The organism is Streptomyces sp. SAT1 (genome assembly GCF_001654495.1).
GTDB classification, from domain to species: domain Bacteria; phylum Actinomycetota; class Actinomycetes; order Streptomycetales; family Streptomycetaceae; genus Streptomyces; species Streptomyces andamanensis.
The window spans coordinates 2,129,019-2,153,689 of the sequence record NZ_CP015849.1; the positions used below are offsets into that span (position 1 = coordinate 2,129,019).

Genomic DNA, 24,671 nt, shown 5'->3' on the forward strand with positions numbered 1-24,671 from the left:
CACTTGATGCGCGGATCTTGAACTTCCGTATGCGCGGCCGATCTTGAACAGCCGTGCGGGCGGTGACACACGGCACGCCACGCGAAACGTGATCCCGGTCACTCGATTGACGCGAGACCGCCTCGTTCTCCTAGTGTGTCCTCCCAGTGACTTCCTTCGACACCTCCCCGCAGCTCAACGTCTGGCGCGCGCTGCTCGCGCTGGCCGTGGTCTTCGTGATGCTGGCGACCACCGGCTGGACCGCCGTGCGCCACCAGCGCGGGACCACCGCCCTCCAGGCATCCCTGTCCGCCTGGGAGCACGGGAGCCTGCACGGGCACCGGCTGCCGGACCCCGAGGCGGGTTCCGCCCGGCTGACCCGCTTCTTCACCTCGCTCACCGCGCAGGACCGCACCCGGCTCGCGCACCGCTACCCGCTCGCGGTCGGCAACATGAACGGCGCCCCGGTACCGCTGCGCTATCTGGCCAACCGGGTCGCGCTCGGCCAGGCCCGGGACGTCGAACGCGAGCGCATGCACGACAGCAGGCTCTCCCCCGCCGGGCAGCAGGCCGCCGGCCGGCGGATGCACCGCTTCGCCTCGCTGCTGGGCACGGGCCGCCAGATCCTCGCCTTCGACCCCACCGGCTCCGGCCGCGTCGCCGAGGTCTTCGGCGACCTGCCCCGGGCCCAGCGGGTCTCCGTCGTCGTCCCCGGCGTCGACACCGACCTGATCACGTTCCGCAAGACCTACCGCCCCTACTCGGCGCCGTACGGCATGGCGCAGGCGCTGTACGCCGCCGAGCGCACCGCCGCCCCCGCCACCCGCACCGCCGTGATCGCCTGGGCCGACTACACCGCGCCCAGCGGCATCGGCGTGGACGCGGCCACCGCGATGCGCGCCGAGGAGGGCGCGGTGCGGCTGAACAAGCTGCTGCGCGCGCTGCCCGGCAGCGCGCCCGTCGCCCTGTTCTGCCACAGCTACGGCTCGGTGCTCTGCGGGGTGGCCGCCCGGGAACTGCCCGGCCGGGTCGCCGACATAGCGGTCGCCGCCAGCCCCGGCATGCGCGCCCAGAAGGCGTCCCGCCTGAACACCTCGGCGCACGTCTGGGCGATGCGGGACGCCACCGACTGGATCCGCGACGTGCCCTACCTGGAGCTGGGCGGTCTCGGCCACGGCGCCGACCCGGTCTCCGGCGCCTTCGGCGCCCGGGTGCTGTCCGCCGAGACCGCCGAGGGCCACGCCGGCTACTTCGAGCCGGGCACCGACAGCCTGGCCAACTTCGCCGAGATCGGCGTCGGCGCGTACGACGCCGTGCGGTGCGCCCATGACAATGACGGATGCCGGGCGGGTTTGTCCGGCACGACGACGGCCGAACGCGCGTAGAGACAGCAGGAAGTGCGGTCCGCCAGGGGAGGGACGAAGCAGCGCGTGCCCCCTACGATGAGCCGCATGGGTGACGTACTGGCCGGATTTCACGCTGCCTGGGAGTTCGCGTCCGATTCCGTGCTCATCCGTTACGAACGGGGGATACGGACACCGAAGCTCTTCCAGGCACTCGGCGAGCGCCGCGTTCCGCTGGCCGCGCTCGCGTCGGTGACGCTCACGCCGGGGCGGCGCGGGACCGTGGTCCTGCGCGCCGCACCGCGGCCGGGCGCCGATCCGCTGATGGACGCGGCCGACGGGCAGCTCAAGGAGGGCTGCGACCCCTACCGGCTGGTGCTGCCCGCCGCCCGCGAGGCCCTCGCCGGGCGCTACGCCGACGAGCTGAACGCCCGGCTCACCGGGAGCGGGCCCGCCGACCGCCATCTGGTGGCCGCGCCCGAGCCGCCGCTCCAGTTCAAGGCGTACGACGGCAAGGCGTCCTTCGACGGCGGCGCCGTGCGCTTCCGCTGGTCCTGGACCGGGGCGTCCTCGGCCAAGTGGAAGACGGGCGACCAGCACTTCCCGGTGGCCGCGCTGAGCGGGGTGGAGTGGCGCTCCCCGGAGTCCTTCGAGGGCCATCTGCGGCTGCTGCCGCGCGAGGGCTGCGGGGCGGCCGGCGCCACCGCGGGCGCGGGGCGGCCGCCGCAGCCCGACCAGGACCCGGCGGCGGTGGTGTTCGGCCGCGGCTACGGGCCGGTGCACGAGTCGCTGCCGTTCGCGGCGGCGGTGCTGGCCGCGGTGCGGGTGGCCGCGCCCGCGCCCGCGCTGTCGGTCCCGGCGGCCCGCCGCGACCCCGCCGACATCGCGGAGCGGATCCGCCACCTCGGGGAGCTGCACCAGGCGGGTCTGGTGACGGACGAGGAGTTCTCGGTGAAGAAGGCGGAGCTGCTCGCCGAGCTGTGAGCCCGCCGCCGGGCCGTACGGCCGGGGCGGGCCCGGACGGCTCAGCGGGCCCCGCTCCCGGCCGCCGCGTAGAAGCCGATCTTGCCGTCCAGCACGGCCAGGGTGTCCTGGAGTTCGGCGATCCGGGACAGCACGTCCCGGCGGGTAGCCTCCAGCAGCTCGAACCGCTCCCCGTACGTCTGCTCGCCCTGGCGCACCAGCTCCGCGTACCGCACCATGTCGGCCACCGGCATGCCGGTCCGCCGCAGCTTGCCGACCAGGCCGAGCCAGTCCAGGTCGCGGTTGCTGTAGCGGCGCTGGCCGGTGTGCGAGCGGTCGACGTGGGCCATCAGGCCGATCCGCTCGTACCAGCGCAGGGTGTGGGCGGTCAGCCCGGTGAAGGCGACGACCTCGCTGATGGTGTAGCTGTCCTGTCCGTCCGGGCGCGGACGCCGCCGCGGCTCGGCGCACAGGCCGGTGCTGGTGTCCTCGCTCTGCGGCGTCTCCCGGGTGGCCACGGCCGTGGTCTGCGTCACCGTCATGGTCCCCACGCTAGGGCCTTGGAGTGCGCTCGAAGCAAGGGCGGTCCCCCGGCCGGGCGGGAAAAGCGCGGGACACGGGCGGACGGCAATGACTAGCGTGCGAAGGCATGAGTCTCGTACGACGTGCCGAACCCGCGGACGCCGCCGAAGTGCTGCGGCTGCGCCAGGTGATGATCGACTCGCTGCCCGGTTCCGATCCGTCCACCGCGTGGCACCAGCGGTCCCTGCCCGCCCTGCGGGCCCGGCTGGGCGATCCGGACGGCGGCTTCGCGGCCTTCGTCGTCGACCACCCCGAGCGGCCCGGAGCGCTGGCGGCGCTGGTGGCCGGGACGGTCGACTACCGCATCGGGAAGGCCGGCGACCCGACCGGCACGGTGGGCTACGTCTTCAGCGTCGCCACCGACCCCGACGTCCGCAGGCGCGGGTACGCGCGCGCGTGCATGGGCACGCTGCTGGAGTGGTTCCGCGAGCGCGGTGCGCGCCGGATCCAGCTCACCGCCTCCGCCGAGGCCGCCCCGCTGTACGCCTCGCTCGGCTTCCGTCCGAAGCCGGACCCGCTGCTGGAACTGCTGCTCTGAGACCGGGGCCCCGCCTTTCCCGGCCGGGTCAGCCCGCGGTGCCGGGCTTGGTGCCCCAGACGTAGACGGCGTCGTGCAGGGCGAGCAGGTCCCACAGGGCCGCCGCGTCGCTCACCGTGAGGTTGACGCAGCCGGCCGAGCCGCCGCCGTCGTAGAGGTTGCCCGGGTGCCCGTGCAGGGCCTGTCCGCCGTCGAAGAACTGCGAGTACGGCATCGGGGCGTCGTCGTACAGCGAGGAGACGTGGTCCTTGTCGCGCCAGTAGACGGAGTGCCAGCCGGGCCGGGTCTCCTGGGTGTCGCGGCCGGTGCGGATGGGCACCGGGCGGAAGTCGACGTGCGCGCCGGTCTGCACCCACAGCAGCTGCCGGTCCATGTCGACGCAGGTGACCCGGTAGCCGCGCACCGGGCAGTGGCCGGCCGCGTTGGGGTCGGCCGCGGCCTGCGCGGCGAGCATGTAGCGGTAGGTGGCCAGGTCCGCGTAGCCGTCGGTGCGGGGGACCTGGTGCGCGTTCTGGAAGGCGCGCACGGCCTCGCAGTCCGCCGGGGACTGGATCCCGTCGACGGGCAGGCCGAGGTACTGCTCCAGCGGCCGCTGGTAGGGGCCGGTCGGCGCGGTGCACTCGGCGGCCGCGCCGCCGGGAGCGGCGGCGGCGCCCGGCACGGCGAGCGCCACGCAGGCCAGCGCCGCCACCGTCGCGGTGGCGGCGCCGGATATGCGGATACGGGCAGGACCCACGGCGGAGACCTCCTGAGCGGAGCGGGCTTCTCCTGCCAGTGAAGCGCCGGGCCGCTCCGGCCGCCCTGGGGAGGACGGCCGAACCGGTGAACGGACCGGGGGCCCGGCCCGCCCGTCAGCGGGTCGGCGGACCCGGTCGGTCAGTACCCGTACGAGCAGTCCTTGCCCTTGCAGGGCTCGCCGCGCTCGTTGGAGAGGCTGACGTCCACGGCGGTGGAGCTGTCGGTCACCCGGTAGGGGCCGGAGACCGGGTCGCCGGGCAGGACGTAGCCCTCGGGCACGGCCGTCTCGCGCAGGTAGTACTCGCCGGCCGGCAGGTCCTCGAAGGCGCAGTGGCCCGCGGTGTCGGTCGAGCAGCCGCCGCCGACCCGGGTGTCCGGGTCCGCGCCGGTGGTCTGCAGACCGGGGACGCCGTTGGTCTCGCGCCAGGCCTCGAACACGGCGCCCGCCAGCGGGCTGCCGTCCTTGCGGTCGGTCTTGGTCAGGTGGATGGCGCCGTTGCCGTGCGGGGCGGTGGAGCGGGTGTCACTGGCCACGGCCTGCACACCGGCGTCCGCGTTGGCCTCGGTGAGGGTCAGCGGGCCGAACACGTCCGGGTCGGGCAGGTCGTAGCCGTCGGGGGCCGCGGTCTCCCGCCAGTAGTACGTGCCCGTCTCGACCGTGACCGAGCAGCGGCCGTTGGTCCCCGTGGTGCAGGAGGTGACCTGGGTGTCCGGGTTCGCGCCCGTGGTCTGGAGACCGGCCTCGCCGTTGGTCTCGCGCCACAGCTCGAAGTCGGCGCCCTCCAGCACGTCACCGGTGTCGGCGTCGGTCTTGAGGATGCGCACCTCGCCGCTGACCGGCGGCACGGTGCTGCGGGTGTCCTTGGCCACGGCCTGCACGCCCTGCGCCGCGTTGTCGGCGGTGAGGGTCAGCGGGCCGAACACGGCCGGGTCGGGCAGGTCGTAGCCGTCGGGGGCCGCGGTCTCCCGCCAGTAGTACGTGCCGGTCGCCACGGTCACCCCGCAGCGGCCGTCGTCGCCGGTGGTGCAGGAGGTGACCCGGGTGTCCGGGTCGGCGCCCGTGGTCTGGAGACCGGGGACGTCGTTGGTCTCGCGCCACAGCTCGAAGTCGGCGCCCGGCAGCGTGTCGCCGGTGGTCGCGTCGGTCTTCACGACGCGCACCTCGCCCGTGGTCGGGCCGGTGCCGCCGCAGTCGGGCAGGTCGCCGTCGAAGGGGTAGGCGTGGAACTCCTGGCCGCCGCCGCCCGTCGCCGCGCTGGTGTGGGTGAGCGAACCGGTCGTGAAGAAACGGCCGTTGATGCCGGGCAGGGTGACGGTCGTCATCGACGCCTGGTCGCCCATGAGGAAGCTGCCCTGCATCTGCCCGGTGCCGCTGAGGTGGACCGTGGTGGCGTCGGGGAAGTTCCACAGCAGCCGCTCGCGGTAGGCGTTGAGCGGGTCGGTGCTGTCGTCGATGCCGCCGCTGTAGGTGTTGATGGTGCGGTCGCCGCCGACGATGTTGACCAGGACGGTGGCGTCGGCGGGGACGTTCTCGAAGACGATGCCCTGCTGGCCGCCGCCGGGCGCGGTCAGGTCGAAGTCGACGTTGAAGACCTGGAGGGCGGAGGTCCCGTCGCCCCGGAACACGGTCTGGCCGCCTTCGTTGACGGCGGTGCCGGTCGCCTGCCGGGGCTGGCCGCCGACGCGGGCGTAGCACTGGCTGGCCGCGGTGAGCTGGGTCCTGAGCGCCGTGTACGGCTGGGCGGCGTCCGGGTCGTGGACGAGTTCGCCGTTGACCGTGCCGGACTCGGTGCCCGCGTAGCGCACGATGCCCCGCTCGCCGAGGATCCCGCCGGTGGTCTCCAGCCGCTGGCCGGGCGCGATGGTGACATTGCCGCCGGTGGTCAGGAAGTCCGCGTCGGTGGGCGGCGGTACGCGCGAACCCACGCCGACGATGCCGAGGTTGTACAGGCTGCTGCCGGCCGGGTCCTTGTTCTGGTCGAAGTCGTCGAGGACGACGACCCGGCCCTCCGCCTCCGCGGCCCGGCCGCGCACCAGGAAGTCGTCGCCGACGAAGATGTTGATGGCGTTGTCGCGGCCGGCGAGGGGCCCGTTGTTGATGCCGGGGAACGGGTTCGGGCAGGAGCCGGGGACACACGGGCCGAGGCCGCCCGGGAGCGGCGCGGCGTGGGCGGGGGCCGCGCCGAGCCCGAGGGCGAGGGCGGGCGCCGCCGCCGCGGCCAGGGCCCAGGCGGTTCCGGTGGCACCGACGCGGGTACGCAGCGCGCCGAGGTGCTGGGAGAAGCGTTTCATGGGGGGGAATGGTGGTCAGCCCCGGTGGCCGAACCGGACGCGTGACACGTGCGGCTGAGCGCATCTCGCGACGTTTCTCATTCGACCGGAGCACCTCGGAGGGGTATTTGTCACACCGGTGGTCCGGTCCTGGGCGCGCGGCCCGGCCGCGTAGGCTCGGCGCATGTCGTTGAACAGCCTGGCGTCGATCGAGAACTGGCCGGTGCCCACCGCCGCGGCGGGCGTGGTCCGCGCGGACGGCACGGTCGTAGGCACCCACGGCCCCACGGGGCACCGCTTCCCGCTGGCCTCGGTGACCAAGCCGCTGGCCGCCTACGCGGTCCTCGTCGCCTACGAGGAGGGCGCCGTCGAGCTGGACGAGCCGGCCGGGCCGCCCGGTGCCACGGTCCGCCATCTGCTCGCCCACACCTCGGGGCTGGCCTTCGACGAGCACCGGGTGACGGCGCCGCCCGGTGAGCGGCGGCTGTACTCCAACGCCGGTTTCGAGCAGCTCGGCGACCATGTGGCCAAGGCGACGGACATCCCCTTCGGGGAGTACGCGCGCCAAGCGGTGCTGGAACCGCTGGGCATGACCGCGACCGTCCTGGACGGCTCCCCCGCCAAGGACGGCGTCTCCACCGTCGAGGACCTGCTGCGCTTCGCCGCCGAACTCCAGGCCCCCCGCCTGCTGGACCCGCGCACGGTCGCCGGGGCGATGACCGTCCAGTACCCGGGCACCAAGGGCGTCCTGCCGGGCTACGGCCACCAGAACCCCAACGACTGGGGCCTCGGCTTCGAGATCCGCGACGCCAAGTCCCCGCACTGGACGGGAACTTCCTCCTCCCCGCGCACCTTCGGCCACTTCGGCCAGTCCGGCACCTTCCTGTGGACCGACCCCGACGCGGGCGCGGCCTGCGTCGCCCTGACCGACCGCGCCTTCGGCCCCTGGGCGATCGAGGCGTGGCCGGCCTTCACGGACGGGGTGCTGGCGGAACTCCGGGGCGTGTGAGGGGGCCTGCGGCCTACCGCCCGCGCAGTTCCCACACCAGCACCTCGGCGGCGCCCACCGCCACCGCCTCCCGCTCGGCCTCGGCCGGGGCGGTGAGGCGGGCCGCGTCGCCCGGGGCCAAGAGGTGGCCGGGCAGGCGCAGTTCGCCGCGCACGACGTGGACGTACACGTGCGGGGCGGACGGGAGCAGGGCGCGTCCGCCCGCGCGCAGGCGCAGGACGCGCAGGGTGGCGCCCGCCCCGGGCACGGGGTACGAAGTGTCGGCGGGCAGGGTGCGTACGGCCTCGTAGCGGGGCTCGCCGCCGGGGTGCAGCGGGGTCAGCCACATCTGGACGAAGGTCAGCGGGACGTCCGCGTCGTTGCGTTCGGTGTGGCGCACGCCGGCCGCGGCGGACAGGTGCTGGAGGTCGCCGGGGCGGATCACCGTGCGGCGGCCGGTGGAGTCGCGGTGGGTCAGTTCGCCCTCGACGACCCAGGTGACGATCTCGGTGTGGCTGTGCGGGTGTTCGGCGAAGCCCGCGCCGGGGGCCAGGTGCTCCTCGTTGCAGGCGATCAGGGCGCCGAAGCCGAGGTTGTCCGGGTCGTAGTGGGGGCCGAAGGAGAAGGCGTGCCGGGTGCTGATCCCGGCGCCCTCGTCGCCGCCCGGGTAGCGGTCCGCGGCGCGTCGTACGTCCGTGCTCACGCGCCCCACCGTAGCCCCGCGGGGCGGGGCCGCGGGCCCCCGGTCCGACCCGCGGCACGCACGCACGTCCGGATAAGGCAGTCTTGTCCCCGTGCCCGAACCCGAATCCCACCGCCCCGAAGCCGCCGCCCGCCCCGCCCACCGGCACTCCGCGACCCTGAAACGGCTGGAGAGGTCCTCCGGGTCGCTCGCCGCGCAGGCCATCGCGCGGATGGACGAATCGCTGCCGTGGTACCGGGCCATGCCACCGGAGAACCGGTCCTGGATCGGACTGGTGGCCCAGGCGGGCATCGCCGCGTTCACCGAGTGGTTCCGGCACCCGGACGCCCCGCAGGCGATCTCCACCGATGTGTTCGGGACGGCGCCGCGCGAGCTGACGCGGGCGATCACGCTGCGGCAGACCGTGGAGATGGTGCGCACCACCATCGAGGTCATGGAGAGCGCCATCGACGAGGTGGCCGCGCCCGGCGACGAGAACGTGCTGCGCGAGGCGCTGCTCGTGTACGCCCGGGAGATCGCCTTCGCCACCGCCCAGGTCTACGCCCAGGCCGCCGAGGCACGCGGTGCCTGGGACGCGCGCCTGGAGTCGCTGGTGGTGAACGCGGTGCTCAGCGGGGAGGCCGACGAGGGCGCCGTGTCGCGGGCCGCCGCGCTCGGCTGGAACTCGCCCGACCATGTGTGCGTGGTGCTGGGCACCGCGCCCGAGGGCGACTCCGAGCTGACCGTGGAGGCCATCCGGCGGGCCGCCCGGCACGCCAAGCTCCAGGTGCTGACCGGGGTGCTCGGCGACCGTCTGGTGGTGATCGCGGGCGGCGACGACAATCCGCTGGCCGTGGCCAGGTCGCTGATCGGGCCGTACGCGGCCGGGCCGGTGGTGGCCGGGCCGATCGTGCCCGACCTGCTGGCCGCCACCCGGTCCGCGCAGGCCGCCGCGGCCGGTCTCAAAGCCTGTTTCGCCTGGCAGGACGCGCCCCGCCCGGTGCTGGCGGACGATCTGCTGCCGGAGCGCGCCATCGCCGGGGATCCGAGCGCCCGGGAGCAGTTGGTAGAGGAGATCTACAGACCGCTGGAGGAGGCCGGGTCCGCGCTCCTGGAGACGCTGAGTGTCTATCTGGAGCAGGCGAGCAGTCTGGAGGGGGCGGCCCGGATGCTCTTCGTTCACCCGAACACCGTGCGCTACCGGCTCCGACGTGTGACTGACGTCACCGGATGGTCCCCCTCCGATGTACGATCCGCGTTCACGCTGCGGATCGCCCTGATCCTGGGGCGTCTGGCCGATGGAGATCCCCAGGCCTAGCCTTTTGTCGGGGGTCCACAAAACCCCTCCGTGTTCTTCGTCCCTGTCCTCACGGGCGGCCATGCCCGTCCCCAAGAGAGAGTGTGAGAGTGCTCGTACTCGTCGCTCCCGGCCAGGGCGCCCAGACGCCCGGCTTCCTGACCCCCTGGCTCGAACTGCCCGGTGCCGCCGATCGTGTGGCCGCCTGGTCGGACGCCATCGGCCTGGACCTCGTCCACTACGGGACGCAGGCCGACGCGGACGCCATCCGTGACACCGCGGTGGCGCAGCCGCTGCTGGTCGCCGCCGGGATCCTGTCGGCCGCGGCGCTCGGTGACGTGGCACCCGATGCCGTCGCCGGGCACAGCGTGGGCGAGATCACCGCCGCGGCCTTCGCGGGCGTGCTGGGCGACACCGCGGCGCTGACCCTGGTCCGCCGGCGCGGTCTGGCGATGGCCGAGGCCGCCGCGATCACCGCGACGGGCATGTCGGCGCTGCTCGGCGGCGACCCCGAGGTCTCCGTCGCGCACCTGGAGAAGCTGGGCCTGACCCCGGCGAACGTCAACGGCGCGGGCCAGATCGTGGCCGCCGGCACCCTGGAGCAGCTCGCCGAGCTGGCCGAGAACAAGCCGGAGGGCGTGCGCAAGGTCGTGCCGCTGAAGGTGGCCGGTGCCTTCCACACCGCCCACATGGCCCCCGCGGTCGACCGGCTCGCCGAGGCCGCGAAGGCGCTGGAGCCGGGCGACCCGAAGGTCACCTACGTCTCCAACAAGGACGGCCGGGCCGTGACGAGCGGCGCCGAGGTCGTGGAGCGGCTGGTCGGCCAGGTCGCCAACCCGGTCCGCTGGGACCTGTGCATGAAGACCTTCGAGGAGCTGGGCGCCACCGCGCTGATCGAGGTGTGCCCGGGTGGCACGCTGACCGGTCTGGCCAAGCGGGCGCTGCCCGGCGTGCGGACGCTGGCGCTGAAGACCCCCGACGACCTCGACGCGGCCCGCGAGCTCATCGCCGAGCACGCGAACGCCTGACGACCGAAGGAGCCGACGTTCATGTCGAAGATCAGGCCCAGCAAGGGCGCCCCGTACGCGCGCATCCTCGGTGTCGGCGGCTACCGCCCGACCCGGGTGGTGCCCAACGAGGTGATCCTCGAGAAGATCGACTCGTCCGACGAGTGGATCCGGTCGCGCTCCGGTATCGAGACCCGGCACTGGGCGGGCCCCGAGGAGACCGTCGCGGCCATGTCGATCGAGGCGGCCGGCAAGGCCGTCGCGGACGCCGGGATCACCCCCGAGCAGATCGGCGCCGTGGTCGTCTCGACCGTCTCGCACTTCAGCCAGACCCCGGCCGTCGCGACCGAGATCGCCGACAGGCTGGGCACGGACAGGGCCGCCGCGTTCGACATCTCGGCGGGCTGCGCGGGCTTCGGCTACGGCCTCACGCTGGCCAAGGGCATGGTGGTGGAGGGTTCCGCCGAGTACGTGCTCGTCATCGGCGTGGAGCGGCTGAGCGACCTGACCGACCTGGAGGACCGTGCCACGGCCTTCCTGTTCGGCGACGGCGCCGGCGCGGTCGTGGTCGGCCCCTCCCAGGAGCCGGCGATCGGCCCGACGGTCTGGGGCTCGGAGGGCGACAAGTCCGAGACGATCAAGCAGACCGTCCCCTGGGACCGCTTCCGGAGCGGCGACCTCTCCGGTCTGCCCCAGGACAGCGAGGGCAACGTCAAGTTCCCCGCGATCACGCAGGAGGGCCAGGCGGTGTTCCGCTGGGCCGTGTTCGAGATGGCGAAGGTCGCCCAGCAGGCGCTGGAAGCGGCCGGGATCACCCCGGACGACCTGGACGTCTTCATCCCGCACCAGGCCAATGTGCGGATCATCGACTCGATGGTGAAGACCCTGAAACTGCCGGAGCACGTCACGGTCGCCCGTGACATCCGCACCACCGGCAACACCTCGGCCGCCTCGATCCCGCTCGCGATGGAGCGGCTCCTGGCGACCGGCGAGGCGAAGAGCGGCGACACCGCGCTCGTCATCGGCTTCGGGGCGGGTCTCGTCTACGCCGCTACGGTCGTTACCCTCCCCTAGGCACTCCGTGCCGGATCATGGGGTCCGGTACGGCACTGCCACACCTGCCGCTGCCGCGGCGGGCGCCACACCCTCTGAACATCTACGAAGGAGCGCCGACATGGCCGCCACTCAGAAGGAGATCCTCGACGGTCTCGCCGAGATCGTGAACGAGATCGCCGGTATCCCCACCGAGGACGTCCAGCTGGACAAGTCCTTCACCGACGACCTGGACGTCGACTCGCTGTCCATGGTCGAGGTCGTCGTCGCCGCCGAAGAGCGTTTCGACGTCAAGATCCCGGACGAGGACGTCAAGAACCTCAAGACGGTCGGGGACGCCACCGACTACATCCTCAAGCACCAGAGCTGATCTACCGATCACTGCTGTGGGCTGATGCCCCGCCACCCGGCGGTGGCGCCGTTTTTGATCCTCGTTCCGTTGGAGAAAGAATTCCCGTGAGCCCGACCAATCGCACCGTGGTCGTCACCGGTATCGGCGCAACCACACCGCTGGGTGGCGACGCAGCCTCTACCTGGGAGGGTCTGATCGCCGGCAAGTCCGGGGTCAAGCCCCTCACCCAGGACTGGGCGGCCGAGCAGGCCGTCCGTATCGCGGCTCCGATCGCCGTCGAGCCGACCGAGATCATTCCGCGTCCGCAGGCTCGCAGGCTGGACCGTTCGGCGCAGTTCGCGCTGATCGCCGCCCAGGAGGCGTGGCAGGACGCCGGTTTCTCCGGCAAGGCCGGCGAGGACGGCAGCGACGGCGCCGTCGACCCCGACCGGCTCGGTGCGGTCATCGCCTCCGGCATCGGCGGCGTGACGACCCTGCTGGACCAGTACGACGTGCTGAAGGAGAAGGGCGTACGCCGCGTCTCCCCGCACACCGTCCCCATGCTGATGCCGAACGGCCCCTCGGCCAACGTCGGCCTGCTCGTGGGCGCCCGCGCGGGCGTGCACACCCCGGTCTCCGCCTGCGCCTCGGGCGCCGAGGCCATCGGCTACGCCATCGAGATGATCCGTACCGGCCGGGCCGACGTGGTCGTCGCCGGCGGCACCGAGGCGGCGATCCACCCGCTGCCCATCGCCGCGTTCGGCAACATGATGGCGATGTCCAAGAACAACGAGAACCCCGAGACGGCGTCGCGCCCCTACGACGTCGCCCGGGACGGCTTCGTCCTCGGCGAGGGCGCGGGCGTGATCGTGCTGGAGTCCGCCGAGCACGCCGCCGCGCGCGGCGCCCGCGTCTACGCGGAGGCGGTCGGCCAGGGCATCTCCGCCGACAGCCACGACATCGTGCAGCCGGAGCCGGAGGGCCGCGGCATCTCGCACGCCCTGCAGAACCTGCTGGACCGCAACGACCTGGACCCGGCCGAGATCGTGCACGTCAACGCGCACGCCACCTCGACGCCCGCCGGTGACATCGCCGAGCTGAAGGCGCTGCGGAAGGTGTTCGGCGACGACGCCGACCACATGGCGGTCTCCGCGACCAAGTCGATGACCGGTCACCTGCTCGGCGGCGCGGGCGGTGTGGAGTCGGTGGCGACCGTGCTGGCCCTGTACCACCGCGTGGCGCCGCCGACCATCAACCTCGACGACATCGACCCCGAGGCCGAGGCCAACGCGGACGTGGTCCGCGGCGAGGCCCGCAAACTGCCGGTCGAGGGCCGGATCGCCGCGCTGAACGACTCGTTCGGCTTCGGCGGGCACAACGTGGTCCTGGCGTTCCGCACGATCTGAGGACGCCCGGCACCGTCCGAGTGAACGGCTGCGGCCCGGACCCCCGTCGGGGTCCGGGCCGCAGCCGTCGCCGTTCGTCCGCGCCCGCCCGCCGGGCTCAGACCACCTGGTGGAGCCAGCGGACCGGGGCGCCTTCACCCGCGTAGCGGAACGGCTCCAGTTCGTCGTCCCAGGGCTTGCCGAGGAGCTTGGCGATCTCGGCCTCCAGGTCGGTCTCGCCGCGCTGGGAGCGGGTGAGCGCGGCGCGCAGGCGGTCCTCGGGGATGAGGATGTCGCCGTGGATGCCGGTGACGGCGTGGAAGATGCCCAGCTCGGGGGTGCAGCTGTAGCGCTCGCCCTCGGCGCTCGCGCAGGGCTCGGCGGTGACCTCGAAGCGCAGCAGGTGCCAGCCGCGCAGCGCGGAGGCCAGCTTGGAGGCGGTGCCGGCCTGGCCCTGCCAGGAGAACTCCGAGCGCCAGGTGCCGGGGGCGGCCGGCTGGCGGATCCAGTCCAGGCTGACGCGGGTGCCGAGCACCCCGGCGACGGCCCACTCGACGTGCGGGCACAGCGCGCGCGGCGCGGAGTGCACGTACAGAACTCCACGTGTCGTCACCGGGACCTCCGGGCAGAGCGGGGAAGGGGGCGGGCGGGCGGCAGTGGCGCGGGGCCACACTGAGGGCGAGGCTACCGTGCGACGGGCCGGGGAGTGTGACGTACGGTCGGTCCCGGGGCCTGGAAACGCCCGCCATTCACCCGGGGGGACGCTTGTACGGGTGTGCGCCGTCACATCGGGTGAGGCTGGGAACCCTCAGGCGTTGTTCTGGAAGGGACCACCGCACGACGACCGAGGGGAAGACCGGCATGCCCAAGCGAAGTCACCGGCTGCGGGCCGCCCATGCCGTCGTGGCGGCCGCCGTACTGACCGCGGCGGGCTGCGACGCGGCCGGTGCGGGCGCCTCCGGCGGCCGGGAGGCGGGCACCGCGGCCGGCCGGTCCGCGTCGCCCGCTCCGGTGTGGAACACCCGTCCGGATTCCATCGCCGCGGTGGGCGACTCCATCACCCGCGGCTTCGACGCGTGCATGGTGCTGACGGACTGTCCGGAGGTCTCCTGGGCGACGGGCAGCGACGCGGGCGTGGACAGCCTGGCCGTGCGGCTGCTCGGGGTGACCGGGGCGGCGCAGCGCAGCTGGAACCACGCGGTGACCGGTTCCCGGATGGCCGATCTGCGCGCACAGATGGAGCGGGCGGTGCTGCACCGGCCGGAGCTGGTGACGGTGATGGCCGGGGCGAACGACGCGTGCCGGGACTCCACCGGCCAGATGACGCCGGTGGCGGACTTCCGCCGCCAGTTCCAGTCCGCCATGACCGCCCTGCGGCAGGCGCTGCCGAAGACGGAGGTGTACGTCTCCAGCGTGCCGAACCTGAAGCGGCTGTGGTCGCAGGGCCGGACCAACGCGCTGGGCAAGCAGGTCTGGAAGCTGGGCATCTGCCCGTCGATGCTCGGCGACGCGGACGCGCTGGACGCGGCGGCCACCCAGCGGCGGGACACGGTGCAGGCCCGGGTGGTGGAGTACAACAAGGTGCTGGCCGAGGTGTGCGCGAAGGACCGCCGCTGCCGCTTCGACGACAACGCGGTCTTCGACTATCAGTTCGGCACCAAGCAGTTGAGCCACTGGGACTGGTTCCACCCCAGCCGCAACGGCCAGGCCAGGCTGGCGGAGATCGCCTACCGCACTGTCACGGCCACAGATCCGTGACCTAGGGTTCCCCCATGAACGAACTTTTCAGCACACTTTCCGACGGCACGCCGGTGCACCGCTGGACGCTGGAGCGGGCCGGGGTGCGGGTACGGGTGCTGTCCTACGGCGGGATCGTGCAGTCGGTCGAGGTCCCGGACCGGGACGGGCGTACCGCGGACGTGGTGCTGGGCTTCCCCTCGGTGGACGGCTACCTCGCCCATCCGGAGCCGTATCTCGGCGCGCTGATCGGCCGGTACGCCAACCGGATCGAGGGCGGCCGCTTCGCCCTGGACGGGCGGACGTACACGGTCACGCCGAACGAGGGGGCCAACACGCTGCACGGCGGCGCGCGCGGCTTCGACAAGCGGGTGTGGGACGCGGAGCCGGTCGAGCACGGCGTACGCCTGTCCCGGGTCAGCCCGGACGGCGAGGAGGGCTTCCCGGGGCGGCTGGAGACCGCGGTCACCTGCACGCTGGACGCGTCGGGCGCCCTGCATCTGGCCTACGAGGCCGTCACGGACGCGCCGACCGTCGTCAACCCGACCAACCACACCTACTGGAACCTGGCCGGGGCCGCCTCCGGGACGCCCGCGACCGGGCACACGCTGCGCCTGGCCGCCTCCCGGTACACCCCGGTCGACGCGCGGCTGATCCCGGCGGGCGACGCGGCGGACGTCACCGGCTCCCGCTTCGACTTCCGTGAGCCGCGCCCGGCGGGCCCCGGCTACGACCACAACTTCGTCCTGGACAAGGGCGTCACCGCGAGCCCCGAGGAGGCCGCCGAGCTGTACGACCCGGAGTCCGGGCGGGTGCTGACGGTGGCCACCACCGAGCCGGGACTCCAGGTCTACACCGCCGACCACCTGGCCGCGGGACCGTTCGCGTCCGGCGCCGGGATCGCCCTGGAGACCCAGCACTTCCCCGACTCCCCCAACCGCCCCGGCTTCCCGAGCACCGTGCTGCGCCCGGGTGAGGTGTTCCGCTCGGAGACGGTGTACGGCTTCTCGGTGCGCTGATCCCCGGTGGGCGGGTGCGCTGATCCCGGTGGGCCGGTGCGCTGCTCCCCGGTGGGCCGGCCGGGCGGGCCGCCGTGCGTCCGGGCGCGAGGCCACGGGCGTCGGCCCCGGTCCACGGGCCCCGGTCCAGGGGTCAGGTCCCGGGCCGGGGCGGTACGCGGGGGAACCCGTCCCGGACCCGACCCTAGTCGCGCCGGCCCCCGCGCCGTCCGGCGCCCCGGCGCCCGGCCGCAACCTCGTACGAACCCTTCACATCTACGAAGCCTCCACATCCACGCCGGTCACGCGCGGCCGGGCACGGCCGCCACGACCTCCACCTCGATCAGCGCCTCGGGCCGGAACAGCCGGGGCACCTCGACGGTCATGCTGGTGGGCGGGGTCCCGGTGAGGTGGCGCCCGCGCACGGCGGCGTACTCGGCGATGCCGCCGATGTCGGTCAGATAGGTGCGGATGCTGATGACGTCCGCCAGGCCCGCGCCGTGCGGCTCCAGCAGCGCGGCGAGGGTCTCGAAGATCCCCTGGCTCTGCTCGGCGAGCGTGGCGCCCTCGGCGATCTGGCCGGAGACGAACAGCAGGGCGCCGCCGTCGGCCTGTTCGACCCGGGCGACCTGGGAGTAGTAGGGGCTCAGCGGCTGCGGGGCGCCGGCGGGGCTGCCCAGGGTGATCTGCACGGTGGTGCTCCTCAGGCGGGGATGCGGGTACGGATCCGGGCGGCGGCCCGGGAGAGGTCGGCGGCGGCGAGGGCGGGATCGTCCTCGGCGGCCCGCCGGTAGCCGTCCGACGCCGCCCGGACGACGGGGAGTTCGGCGCGGGCGGTGGCGAGCGCCAGGTCCTTGACGGCCAGGGCGGTGGTGAAACGGGCGTCGGCGGAGAAGGCGCGGGCGACGGCTCCGCCGAGCGGTCCCGCGGCCAGCGCGCGCCGGGCGGTGTCCTCGTCGAGGCCGAGGGCGTCGGCGAGCCGCAGCACCTCGGCGACCAGCGCGACACCGCCGATCGCGGCGGTGTTGAGGACGAGTTTCAGCGCGGCGCCCGTGCCACAGGGGCCGGTGCGGGTGACGGTGCCGAGGTGCGACAGGACGCGTTCGACGCCGGTGCTGTCGCCGCCCGCGAGGATGCCGAGACGGCCCTCGGCCGCCCGGTCGGTGCTGCCCATGACCGGGGCGTCCACGAGGCGGGCCCGGCCGTCCAGACGGGCCGCGAGCGCGTGCACCGCGTCCGGTCCGACCGTCGACATCTCCACCCAGTGCGCACCGGCGGGCAGCGCGGGCAGCACCGCGTCGGCGACCTCGGCGAGCGCGTCCGGACCGGTGAGCATCGTGATCACCACATCGGCGTCCCGGACCGCGTCGGCGGGCCCCCCGGCGGCGCGGGCACCCTCGGCGGCCAGCGGGGCCGCCCTGGCCGCCGTGCGGTTCCAGACGGTCAACGGGTGCCCGGCCGCCAGGAGCCGGCGGGCCATGGGCGTGCCCATGCTGCCGAGCCCCAGGAAGGCGATCTTCTCGTTCTGCTCCATGGCGCCGACGCTAGGGCTGCCCAAGGGATGCGACAAGCGAATGTCTAGCATGGCTGCCATGCCGAACCCGCATGATTCCGCCGCCCCCGACCCCGACCCCGGACCGGGCCGAGAGGGTGCCGTCCCCGATCTGTCCACGCTCTGGCTGCGGGTGTTCCTGGAGGTGGCCCGGCACGGCTCGTTCACGGTGGCGGCGCGGGACCTGGGCTGGACCCAGTCGGCGGTGTCCCGGCAGATCTCCGCGCTGGAGTCGGCCCTCGGCGGCGGACCGCTGTTCGACCGGCTGCCGCGCGGGGTGCGGCTCACCGAGGCGGGACAGGTGCTCGTGCCGCGTGCGCGGGCCGTCGCCGAGTCGCTGCGCGGCGCCGTGCGCGAGCTGACGGCGCTGCGCGAAGTGACGGGCGGGCGGCTGCGGTTCGGCGCGTTCGCCTCGGCCGACGTGGCGCTGGTGCCGTGGGCGCTGGCCGCCTTCCGGGCCCGCCATCCCGGTGTGCGGGTCTCCCGCGAGGAGGGTCTGACCCCCGGCCTGCTGGACCGGCTGAGCGCCGGGCACCTGGACCTGGCGGTGGTCTCGACGACCGGTTCCGCCCCGCTGGAGGCGTACACGCTGCACCATCTGCTCGACGAGCCGCTGTACGTCGCCGTACCGGCCGGGCATCCGCTGGCGGGGCGCCCGGGACCGGTGCGGCTGCGCCGCTTCGCCGACGCCGACTGGGTGTCGGGCGGCCCGCGCCCGGAGGGCACCCTGCTCGACGCGGCGCTGCGCGCGGGGTTCCGCCCCCGGGTGGCCCATGTCGTCGCCGAGTGGACCGCCAAGCAGGGCTATGTGGCGGCCGGTCTGGGCGTGGCCCTGGTCCCGGCCCTCGCCGCCGCCTCCGTACGCCCGGACGTCGCCCTGCTCCCGCTGTGCGCGCAGGACACCCCCGCCAGGGCGGTCTACGCCGCGACCGCCCCCGGCCACTCGCTGTCCCCTGCCGCCCGCGCCTTCCTGGGGACCCTGCGGGAGGCGGCCGCGACGGTACTGGAGGCGCCGGGGGCGGCCGGGGTCGGAACCGGCGGCGCGGGGGCCTAGGCGACGGCCGGTACGCGGGTGAGGCGCCGGGACCGGGTCAGGGGCGGGGGTGGCTGCGGGCGCCCGGGGCCGGTCCGGAGTCCGGGGTGCCGGTGGTGTGACCGTGGGCGGGGGCGGGGCGGCCGTCCGCGGGGGCGCCGTCGTCGCCGGTGTCGGTGTCGGTGTCGTCGGTGCTCCCGTTCGGCTCCGTCTCCTCCCCCAGGAGGTCGCGGGCGAGCAGGGTCGCGCCGGCGACCGCTCCCGGCATCAGGAAGACGGCGACGAAGGGGACGAGGAAGGCGAGGCCGAGCGGGGTGCCGAAGCCCCAGACGAGGGCCTTGCGGGAGCGCAGGAGCCTGAGCCGGGCGCGGAGTTCGACGTCCCGGCGCTGGAGGGCGACGGCGGCCAGTTCCTCGGTGAGGAAGAAGCCGGTGACGAAGAAGCCGATCACCGGGACCACCGTCTGCCCGACGAACGGCAGGAAGCCCAGGGCGAAGAGCAGCACGGCCCACAGCGCCGCCCGGACCAGGACCCGCAGGCTGTCGCGGGCCGAGAGCCACAGCTCGCGCCAGAGCGGCAGGCCGGACCCGGGCGCCGTGCCGTCCGGTGAGACGTCCCGGTCGACCTGCTCGGAGAGGCTGTCGTAGAAGGGCTGGCCGATGAGCAGGGTGACGGCGGTGAAGGTGACGACGGCCAGCAGCAGGCCGAGGGCGAACAGCACGGCCGTCAGGAAGCCGCGGAAGAGCCCGAGCCAGGGGCTGGGCCAGCCGTCGGCGAAGGGCGTGGCCCAGCCGACCGCGTCCGCGCCCCACAGGGCGAGCGCGGTGAGCGCGGCGGCGTACAGGACGAGGGTGATCAGGCCGGGGAGCAGGCCGAAGCCGTACGACCGCCCGTGCCGGGCCACCCACCGCTGGCCCTTCAGGAGATACCCGAAGCCCACCCCAAGATCACGCATGCGCACACTGTAGCGACGGCGGCGGCCGCACCCCACGTCCAGAGGTACGACCGCCGCCGCCCTGGGCAACGAGCCGGTTCAGGCCAGCGTCACGGTCACGTCGCCGCGGGTGGCCTTCGAGTACGGGCACACCTGGTGCGCCTTCTCCACCAGGCTCTTCGCGGTGGCCGCGTCGACGTTCGGGATCGCGGCCGAGATCTCGACGATGATCCCGAAGCCGTCGTCGTTCTTGCCGATGCCGACCTTCGCGGTGACGGTCGAACCGGAGATGTCGGCGCCCTCCTGGCGGGCGACGACACCGAGGGCGCCCTGGAAGCAGGCGCTGTACCCGGCGGCGAACAGCTGCTCGGGGTTGGTGCCGGCGCCGCTGCCGCCCATCTCCTCGGGCGGGTTGACGACGACGTCGAGCCTGCCGTCGTCGGTGGCGACCCGGCCGTCGCGTCCGCCCTCGGCGGTGGCGACGGCGGTGTACAGGACGTCGGACTGCTGGATGGCCATGGCTGCGTTCCTCCTCGGTCCGCGGCGACTCGCGCCCACGATCGCCCACGGTTTCGGAAAGAAGTTACCGCATGTCGGAAACCCAGGGAATGCCGGCCGGACGCGGGCCGCCCGCGGGGTTCAGAGCTTGACGATCATTTTCCCGGTGTTGTCGCCGCGCAGCACACCGAGGAACGCCTCCAGGGTGTTCTCCACCCCTTCGACGACCGTCTCGCGGTACTTCAGCTCGCCCGAGCGCACCCACGGGCCGACCTCCTCGACGAACTGCGGCTGGAGGTCGTGGTGGTCGCCCACGAGGAAGCCCTCGATACGGCCGCGGGTCTGGATCAGCCGGGCCATGTTCCGCGGGCCGGGGGCGGGCTCGGTGTTGTTGTAGACCGAGATGGCGCCGCAGACGGCGATGCGGCCGTCCCGGTTGAGGGAGCCGATGGCGGCCTCAAGGTGGTCGCCGCCGACGTTGTCGAAGTAGACGTCGATGCCGTCGGGGGCGGCGGCGCGCAGCTGCTCGGCCACGGGGCCGTTCTTGTAGTTGAAGGCCGCGTCGAAGCCGTACTCGTCGACGAGCAGCGCGACCTTCTCGTCCGACCCGGCCGAGCCGATGACCCGCGCGGCGCCCTTCAGCCGGGCGATCTGCCCGACCTGGCTGCCCACGGCACCGGCCGCGCCGGACACGAAGACGATGTCGCCCTCCTTGAAGGACGCGGTGCGCAGCAGTCCGGCGTAGGCGGTCAGACCAGTCATGCCGAGCACACCGAGGTACGTCGACAACGGCGCGGCCTGCGGGTCGACCCTGACGGCCTGGGCGGCGTCCACGGCCGCGTACTCCCGCCACCCGGCGAAGTGCAGGACGTGGTCACCGGGGCTGATCCCCTCGGCGCGCGAGACGACGACCTCGCCGACGGCGCCGCCCTGAAGGGGCTTGTCCAGCTCGTACGGCGCCACGTACGACTTCGCGGCACTCATCCGGCCGCGCATGTACGGGTCCACGGAGAGGTACTCGTTCCGTACGAGGACCTGGCCCTCGCGGGGTTCCGGCATCGGGGACTCCACCAGGGCGAAGTCCTTGGGCTCCGGCCAGCCGACGGGACGGCTGAGCAGGTGCCATGCGCGGTTGACGGCGGGCAGTGCGGGGGTGTCGGTCACGGTGCGCCTCTCCTCGGTGGGGGCTCCGCCCGGCGCGGCCGGGCGCGGGAGCGAGATGCTTCAGGTTCTTAAACAACCATGCGCCTGAATATTTCAGGTTGTCAAGTAACGCGGTACCCTGGTCCCCATGGCACCGACTCCCCCGCCCGCCCGCCGCCCCGACGCCCTCACCATGGAGGTCGTCGAGCTGATCGGTGACGTGGTGGCGCGGTTCTACGAGGACTACGAGGAGGCCGCGGGCGAGCACGCGCTGACCGGCCCGCAGGCGCGGCTGCTGAGCCTGCTGTCCCTGGAGCCGCTGCCGATGCGCAAGCTCGCGCAGCGTCTGAAGTGCGAGCCGTCGAACGTGACGGGGATCGTGGACCGGCTGGAGGCGCGCGGGCTGGTGGAGCGGCGGCCCGACCCGGACGACCGGCGGGTGAAGGTGGCGGCGGCCACCGAGCAGGGCCGCCGGGTGGCCCGGGACCTGCGGGAGGGGCTGCGCTTCGCGCGCGAGCCGCTGGAGGGCCTGAGCGACGCGGAGCGCCGGGCGCTGCGGGATCTGCTGCGCAGGATGCTGGGCGGCCGCTCGACGGACTGAGCCGGTCGGGTCGCGTCGCGTCCGGCGAGCGGGCGGGCGGGCGGGCGGGCGGGGCGCGGCCGGTCCGGCCGGTGGCCGGGAGAAACACGAAGGCGAGGAGAACATTCTCCTCGCCATGCTCAATTTATAGCGCACCGGGGGGCTTGCGGCAAGGCCCCCGTCATGCCGCACAATCGGCGGCCGAGCCCACGACCTGCGGAAACGAGGGCGATGTGGGCCGGTGCGTGCGCCGGCCCACGCCGCCCGGGAGGTGTCGCCATGACCGAGCAGTACGTCCTGGATCTCCGGGAGATCCACGCAGGAGAGGCAGGACGGACAGGAGAGGCAGGACGGACAGGAGACGCCGAGTTCGGGAGGACGGCCGCCCTCGTCGGCGGCAAGGCCGCGGGCCTGGCACAGCTGGCCCGGATCGAGGGCGTGCGCGTACCGGGCGGATTCTGTGTGACGACGCACGCCTTCCGGCGGATCCTGGCGGCGGCGCCGTCGCTCGGCGGGCTGCTCGACCGGCTGGCGCGCCTCGGCCCGGACGACGGGGAGGCGGTCCGCGCGCTCAGCGCGGAGATCCGCCGGACCGTCGAGGGGACCGCCGTCCCGGACGACATCGCGGCGCCGATCACCCGCGCGCTCGCCCGCGACGGCGGGGCCGCCGCCTACGCGGTCCGCTCCAGCGCGACGGCGGAGGACCTGCCCACGGCGTCCTTCGCGGGCCAGCAGGACACGTATCTGAACGTCGTGGGGACCGAGGCGGTGCTCGCGCACATCAGCCGGTGCTGGGCCTCGCTCTTCACCGAGCGGGCCGTCGTCTACCGCCGCCGGCACGGCATCGACCACCGCGGGGTGCGCATGGCCGTGGTCGTGCAGCGGATGGTCCTCCCGCAGGCGGCGGGCGTCCTGTTCACCGCCGACCCCGTGACGGGCGACCGGCGGACGGCCACCGTGGAGGCGGTTCCCGGCCTCGGTGAGGCGCTGGTCTCCGGGTCGGTGAACCCGGACGTGTTCCGCGTGCGCGACGACGAGGTCGTCGGCGCGACGACCGGCGCCAAGGAGCGTGCCGTGCACGCCCTGCCGGGCGGCGGTGTGCGCGAGGAGGCGGTCGCCCCGGAGTTGCGGGAGCGGCCCGCGCTGACGCGGGCGCAGGCCGTCCGGCTCGTCCGGCTGGGGCGGCGGATCGAGGAGCGCTTCGGCTGCCCGCAGGACATCGAATGGTGCCTGGCGGACGGGGAGTTCCAGATCGTGCAGAGCCGGCCGGTCACGACGCTGTTCCCCGTCCCCGGGGAAACGGGGGACGGGACTCCGGGGACCCCCGGGACGGACGGGACCCACGGGGCGGACGGGACTGACAGGACGGACGGGACGGACGGGCGGGGCTACCGCGTCTACGTCTCGGTCGGCCACCAGCAGATGATGACCGACCCCATGAAGGCGCTGGGGCTCTCGGTGTGGCGGCTGACGGCCATGGTGCCGATGCGGGTCGCGGGCGGCAGGCTGTTCGTCGACGTGACACCGCGGCTGGCCTCGCCCGCGAGCCGCGGCCCCCTCCTGGACCTGATGGGCCGGGGCGATCCGCTGGTCAGGGACGCGCTGGAGACCGTCCTCGCACGCGAGGGCGAGCGCGTCGCCCTGGCCGCGCCGTCCTCCCCGGCGCCGGGCTCCACCGGGGCGGCTCCGGCGCGCGCCGAGGCCGCCCCGCCACCGCTGGAGACCGATCCGGCCGTCGTCGCCGGGCTGATCGCGCGCAGCGAGGCGTCCGTCGCCGCCCTGCGGCGCGAGATCCGGACGAAGAGCGGACCGGAGCTGTTCGACTTCCTGCTCACGGCCTTCGAGGAGCACAAGCGGGTCCTCGGCGATCCGCTGAGCATCCGGGTGATCATGGCGGGGATGGAGGCCACCTGGTGGCTCAACGACAAGCTGGCGGAGTGGCTCGGTGAGAAGAACGCCGCCGACACGCTCACGCTGTCCGCACCGGGCAACGTCACCTCGGAGATGGGCCTGGTCCTGCTGGACGTCGCGGACGTGATCCGGCCGTATCCGGAGGTGGTCGCCTGGCTGCGGGACGCGCGGGACGAGGACTTCCCGGACGGGTTGGCGAAGGTCGCGGGCGGCCCCGAGGCCCGCGAGGCCCTGGAGGGGTACCTCGACCGGTACGGCATGCGCTGCGTCGGCGAGATCGACCTCACCAGGCCGCGCTGGAGCGAGCGCCCCACCGCGCTCGTACCCGTACTCCTCGACCACGTACGGAACTTCGGGCCGGGGGCCGCCGCGCGGCGCTTCGAGGAGGGGCGCCGGGCCGCGCGGGAGAAGGAGCAGGACGTGCTGACGCGGCTGCGGGCGCTGCCGGACGGTGAGCGCAGGGCCGCCGAGACCAAGCGGATGATCGACCGGGTCCGGACCTTCATCGGGTACCGGGAGTACCCGAAGTACGGGATCGTCAGCCGCTACTTCCTCTACAAGCAGGCCCTGCTGGAGGAGGCCGGGCGCCTGGTCCGGGACGGGGTGCTCGCCGCGCGGGAGGACGTGTACCACCTGACGTTCCAGGAGTTCGCCGACGCGGTGCGCACGCGCCGGGTGGAGCCGGGGCTCGTGCGGCGGCGCGAGGAGGAGTTCCGCTCGTACCGCGCGCTGACGCCGCCGCGGGTGCTGACCTCGGACGGCGAGTGCGTCACCGGGGAGTACCGGCGCGATGACGTGCCGGACGGCGCGCTGACCGGTCTGCCGGTCTCCGCCGGGACCGTGGAGGGGCGGGCCCGGGTGGTCACGGACCTCGCCGGGGCCGCGCTGGAGGCGGGCGACATCCTGGTCACCGCGTACACGGACCCCAGTTGGTCGCCGCTGTTCGTGGGGATCGCGGGTCTGGTGACGGAGGTGGGCGGTCTGATGACCCATGGCGCCGTGATCGCCCGGGAGTACGGGCTGCCCGCCGTGGTGGGTGTGGAGGGCGCCACGCGGCTGATCCGGGACGGGCAGCGGATCCGGGTGCACGGGGCCGGGGGGTACGTGGAGATCCTCGGCTGACCGGCC

At 73.9% G+C, this 24,671-nt stretch carries 24 protein-coding genes; 14 read left to right on the forward strand and 10 right to left on the reverse strand.

Annotated features, from left to right (window positions below; translation table 11 throughout):
• Positions 1–146: 146 nt before the first annotated feature.
• Together A8713_RS09295 and A8713_RS09300 are read left to right on the forward strand one after the other, a co-directional pair.
• Complete coding sequence (locus tag A8713_RS09295; RefSeq protein WP_064532992.1) at positions 147–1,364, forward strand: alpha/beta hydrolase; 1,218 nt, start codon at positions 147–149, stop codon at positions 1,362–1,364.
• 66 nt (positions 1,365–1,430) lie between these two features.
• On the forward strand, positions 1,431–2,306 hold the full coding sequence (locus A8713_RS09300; RefSeq protein WP_064532993.1) for a DUF4429 domain-containing protein: 876 nt from the start codon (positions 1,431–1,433) through the stop codon (positions 2,304–2,306).
• A gap of 41 nt (positions 2,307–2,347) precedes the next feature.
• Here A8713_RS09300 and A8713_RS09305 read toward each other — a convergent pair whose 3' ends face one another.
• Positions 2,348–2,827 (reverse strand): MerR family transcriptional regulator, encoded by a 480-nt coding sequence (locus A8713_RS09305; RefSeq protein ID WP_064532994.1) that lies wholly within the window; start codon positions 2,825–2,827, stop codon positions 2,348–2,350.
• Positions 2,828–2,934: 107 nt separating this feature from the next.
• On the opposite strand from A8713_RS09305, the gene A8713_RS09310 reads away from it, so the two are divergent.
• Positions 2,935–3,405, forward strand: a complete 471-nt coding sequence (locus tag A8713_RS09310; protein WP_064532995.1) for a GNAT family N-acetyltransferase — start codon at positions 2,935–2,937, stop codon at positions 3,403–3,405.
• A gap of 28 nt (positions 3,406–3,433) precedes the next feature.
• On the opposite strand, the gene A8713_RS09315 is transcribed toward A8713_RS09310, so the two are convergent.
• Both A8713_RS09315 and A8713_RS09320 read right to left on the reverse strand, forming a co-directional pair.
• The gene (locus tag A8713_RS09315; RefSeq protein WP_107440609.1) at positions 3,434–4,141 is read right to left on the reverse strand and encodes a L,D-transpeptidase family protein; all 708 of its coding nucleotides are present in this window, start codon (positions 4,139–4,141) and stop codon (positions 3,434–3,436) included.
• Positions 4,142–4,281: 140 nt separating this feature from the next.
• Positions 4,282–6,435 (reverse strand): choice-of-anchor A family protein, encoded by a 2,154-nt coding sequence (locus A8713_RS09320; protein ID WP_064532996.1) that lies wholly within the window; start codon positions 6,433–6,435, stop codon positions 4,282–4,284.
• A gap of 163 nt (positions 6,436–6,598) precedes the next feature.
• On the opposite strand from A8713_RS09320, the gene A8713_RS09325 reads away from it, so the two are divergent.
• Positions 6,599–7,423, forward strand: a complete 825-nt coding sequence (locus A8713_RS09325) for a serine hydrolase domain-containing protein (RefSeq protein ID WP_064532997.1) — start codon at positions 6,599–6,601, stop codon at positions 7,421–7,423.
• 13 nt (positions 7,424–7,436) lie between these two features.
• On the opposite strand, the gene A8713_RS09330 is transcribed toward A8713_RS09325, so the two are convergent.
• Positions 7,437–8,105 (reverse strand): pirin family protein, encoded by a 669-nt coding sequence (locus A8713_RS09330; protein ID WP_064532998.1) that lies wholly within the window; start codon positions 8,103–8,105, stop codon positions 7,437–7,439.
• A 91-nt stretch (positions 8,106–8,196) separates the two neighbouring features.
• On the opposite strand from A8713_RS09330, the gene fasR reads away from it, so the two are divergent.
• From fasR to A8713_RS09355, 5 genes are all read left to right on the forward strand, one after another.
• Entirely contained in the window at positions 8,197–9,402 is a 1,206-nt protein-coding gene (gene fasR / locus A8713_RS09335) for a fatty acid biosynthesis transcriptional regulator FasR (protein WP_064532999.1), read from the forward strand.
• Between the two features lie 89 nt (positions 9,403–9,491).
• The gene (locus A8713_RS09340; RefSeq protein WP_064533000.1) at positions 9,492–10,409 is read left to right on the forward strand and encodes an ACP S-malonyltransferase; all 918 of its coding nucleotides are present in this window, start codon (positions 9,492–9,494) and stop codon (positions 10,407–10,409) included.
• A gap of 21 nt (positions 10,410–10,430) precedes the next feature.
• Positions 10,431–11,462, forward strand: a complete 1,032-nt coding sequence (locus A8713_RS09345) for a ketoacyl-ACP synthase III (protein WP_064533001.1) — start codon at positions 10,431–10,433, stop codon at positions 11,460–11,462.
• 100 nt (positions 11,463–11,562) lie between these two features.
• On the forward strand, positions 11,563–11,811 hold the full coding sequence (locus A8713_RS09350; RefSeq protein ID WP_018570639.1) for an acyl carrier protein: 249 nt from the start codon (positions 11,563–11,565) through the stop codon (positions 11,809–11,811).
• A gap of 86 nt (positions 11,812–11,897) precedes the next feature.
• The gene (locus tag A8713_RS09355) at positions 11,898–13,178 is read left to right on the forward strand and encodes a beta-ketoacyl-[acyl-carrier-protein] synthase family protein (protein ID WP_064533002.1); all 1,281 of its coding nucleotides are present in this window, start codon (positions 11,898–11,900) and stop codon (positions 13,176–13,178) included.
• 97 nt (positions 13,179–13,275) lie between these two features.
• On the opposite strand, the gene A8713_RS09360 is transcribed toward A8713_RS09355, so the two are convergent.
• Positions 13,276–13,770, reverse strand: a complete 495-nt coding sequence (locus A8713_RS09360; RefSeq protein WP_026253000.1) for a DUF3145 domain-containing protein — start codon at positions 13,768–13,770, stop codon at positions 13,276–13,278.
• Positions 13,771–14,018: 248 nt separating this feature from the next.
• On the opposite strand from A8713_RS09360, the gene A8713_RS09365 reads away from it, so the two are divergent.
• Together A8713_RS09365 and A8713_RS09370 are read left to right on the forward strand one after the other, a co-directional pair.
• Positions 14,019–14,915, forward strand: coding sequence for an SGNH/GDSL hydrolase family protein (locus A8713_RS09365; protein WP_064533003.1), 897 nt, complete (start codon positions 14,019–14,021; stop codon positions 14,913–14,915).
• 14 nt (positions 14,916–14,929) lie between these two features.
• Positions 14,930–15,913, forward strand: coding sequence for an aldose epimerase family protein (locus A8713_RS09370; protein WP_064533004.1), 984 nt, complete (start codon positions 14,930–14,932; stop codon positions 15,911–15,913).
• 281 nt (positions 15,914–16,194) lie between these two features.
• On the opposite strand, the gene A8713_RS09375 is transcribed toward A8713_RS09370, so the two are convergent.
• Together A8713_RS09375 and A8713_RS09380 are read right to left on the reverse strand one after the other, a co-directional pair.
• Entirely contained in the window at positions 16,195–16,584 is a 390-nt protein-coding gene (locus A8713_RS09375) for a RidA family protein (protein ID WP_064533005.1), read from the reverse strand.
• 11 nt (positions 16,585–16,595) lie between these two features.
• A complete protein-coding gene (locus A8713_RS09380) occupies positions 16,596–17,426 on the reverse strand; it encodes an NAD(P)-dependent oxidoreductase (RefSeq protein WP_064533006.1) in 831 nt (276 codons plus the stop codon).
• Between the two features lie 49 nt (positions 17,427–17,475).
• On the opposite strand from A8713_RS09380, the gene A8713_RS09385 reads away from it, so the two are divergent.
• On the forward strand, positions 17,476–18,498 hold the full coding sequence (locus tag A8713_RS09385) for a LysR family transcriptional regulator (RefSeq protein WP_237305331.1): 1,023 nt from the start codon (positions 17,476–17,478) through the stop codon (positions 18,496–18,498).
• 37 nt (positions 18,499–18,535) lie between these two features.
• Here the strand turns inward: A8713_RS09385 and A8713_RS09390 are convergent, their stop codons facing one another.
• From A8713_RS09390 to A8713_RS09400, 3 genes are all read right to left on the reverse strand, one after another.
• Positions 18,536–19,432, reverse strand: a complete 897-nt coding sequence (locus tag A8713_RS09390) for an EI24 domain-containing protein (protein WP_064537366.1) — start codon at positions 19,430–19,432, stop codon at positions 18,536–18,538.
• A 78-nt stretch (positions 19,433–19,510) separates the two neighbouring features.
• On the reverse strand, positions 19,511–19,930 hold the full coding sequence (locus A8713_RS09395; protein ID WP_064533007.1) for an organic hydroperoxide resistance protein: 420 nt from the start codon (positions 19,928–19,930) through the stop codon (positions 19,511–19,513).
• 120 nt (positions 19,931–20,050) lie between these two features.
• The gene (locus A8713_RS09400) at positions 20,051–21,073 is read right to left on the reverse strand and encodes an NADP-dependent oxidoreductase (RefSeq protein WP_064533008.1); all 1,023 of its coding nucleotides are present in this window, start codon (positions 21,071–21,073) and stop codon (positions 20,051–20,053) included.
• A gap of 127 nt (positions 21,074–21,200) precedes the next feature.
• Here A8713_RS09400 and A8713_RS09405 point away from each other — a divergent pair, with 127 nt between their 5' ends.
• Positions 21,201–21,653 carry a MarR family winged helix-turn-helix transcriptional regulator gene (locus tag A8713_RS09405; protein ID WP_064533009.1) on the forward strand — a complete coding sequence of 151 codons (453 nt, stop codon included), beginning with the start codon at positions 21,201–21,203 and terminating at the stop codon, positions 21,651–21,653.
• 258 nt (positions 21,654–21,911) lie between these two features.
• Positions 21,912–24,665 (forward strand): rifamycin-inactivating phosphotransferase, encoded by a 2,754-nt coding sequence (gene rph / locus A8713_RS09410; RefSeq protein WP_064533010.1) that lies wholly within the window; start codon positions 21,912–21,914, stop codon positions 24,663–24,665.
• The last annotated feature ends 6 nt before the right edge of the window (positions 24,666–24,671 follow it).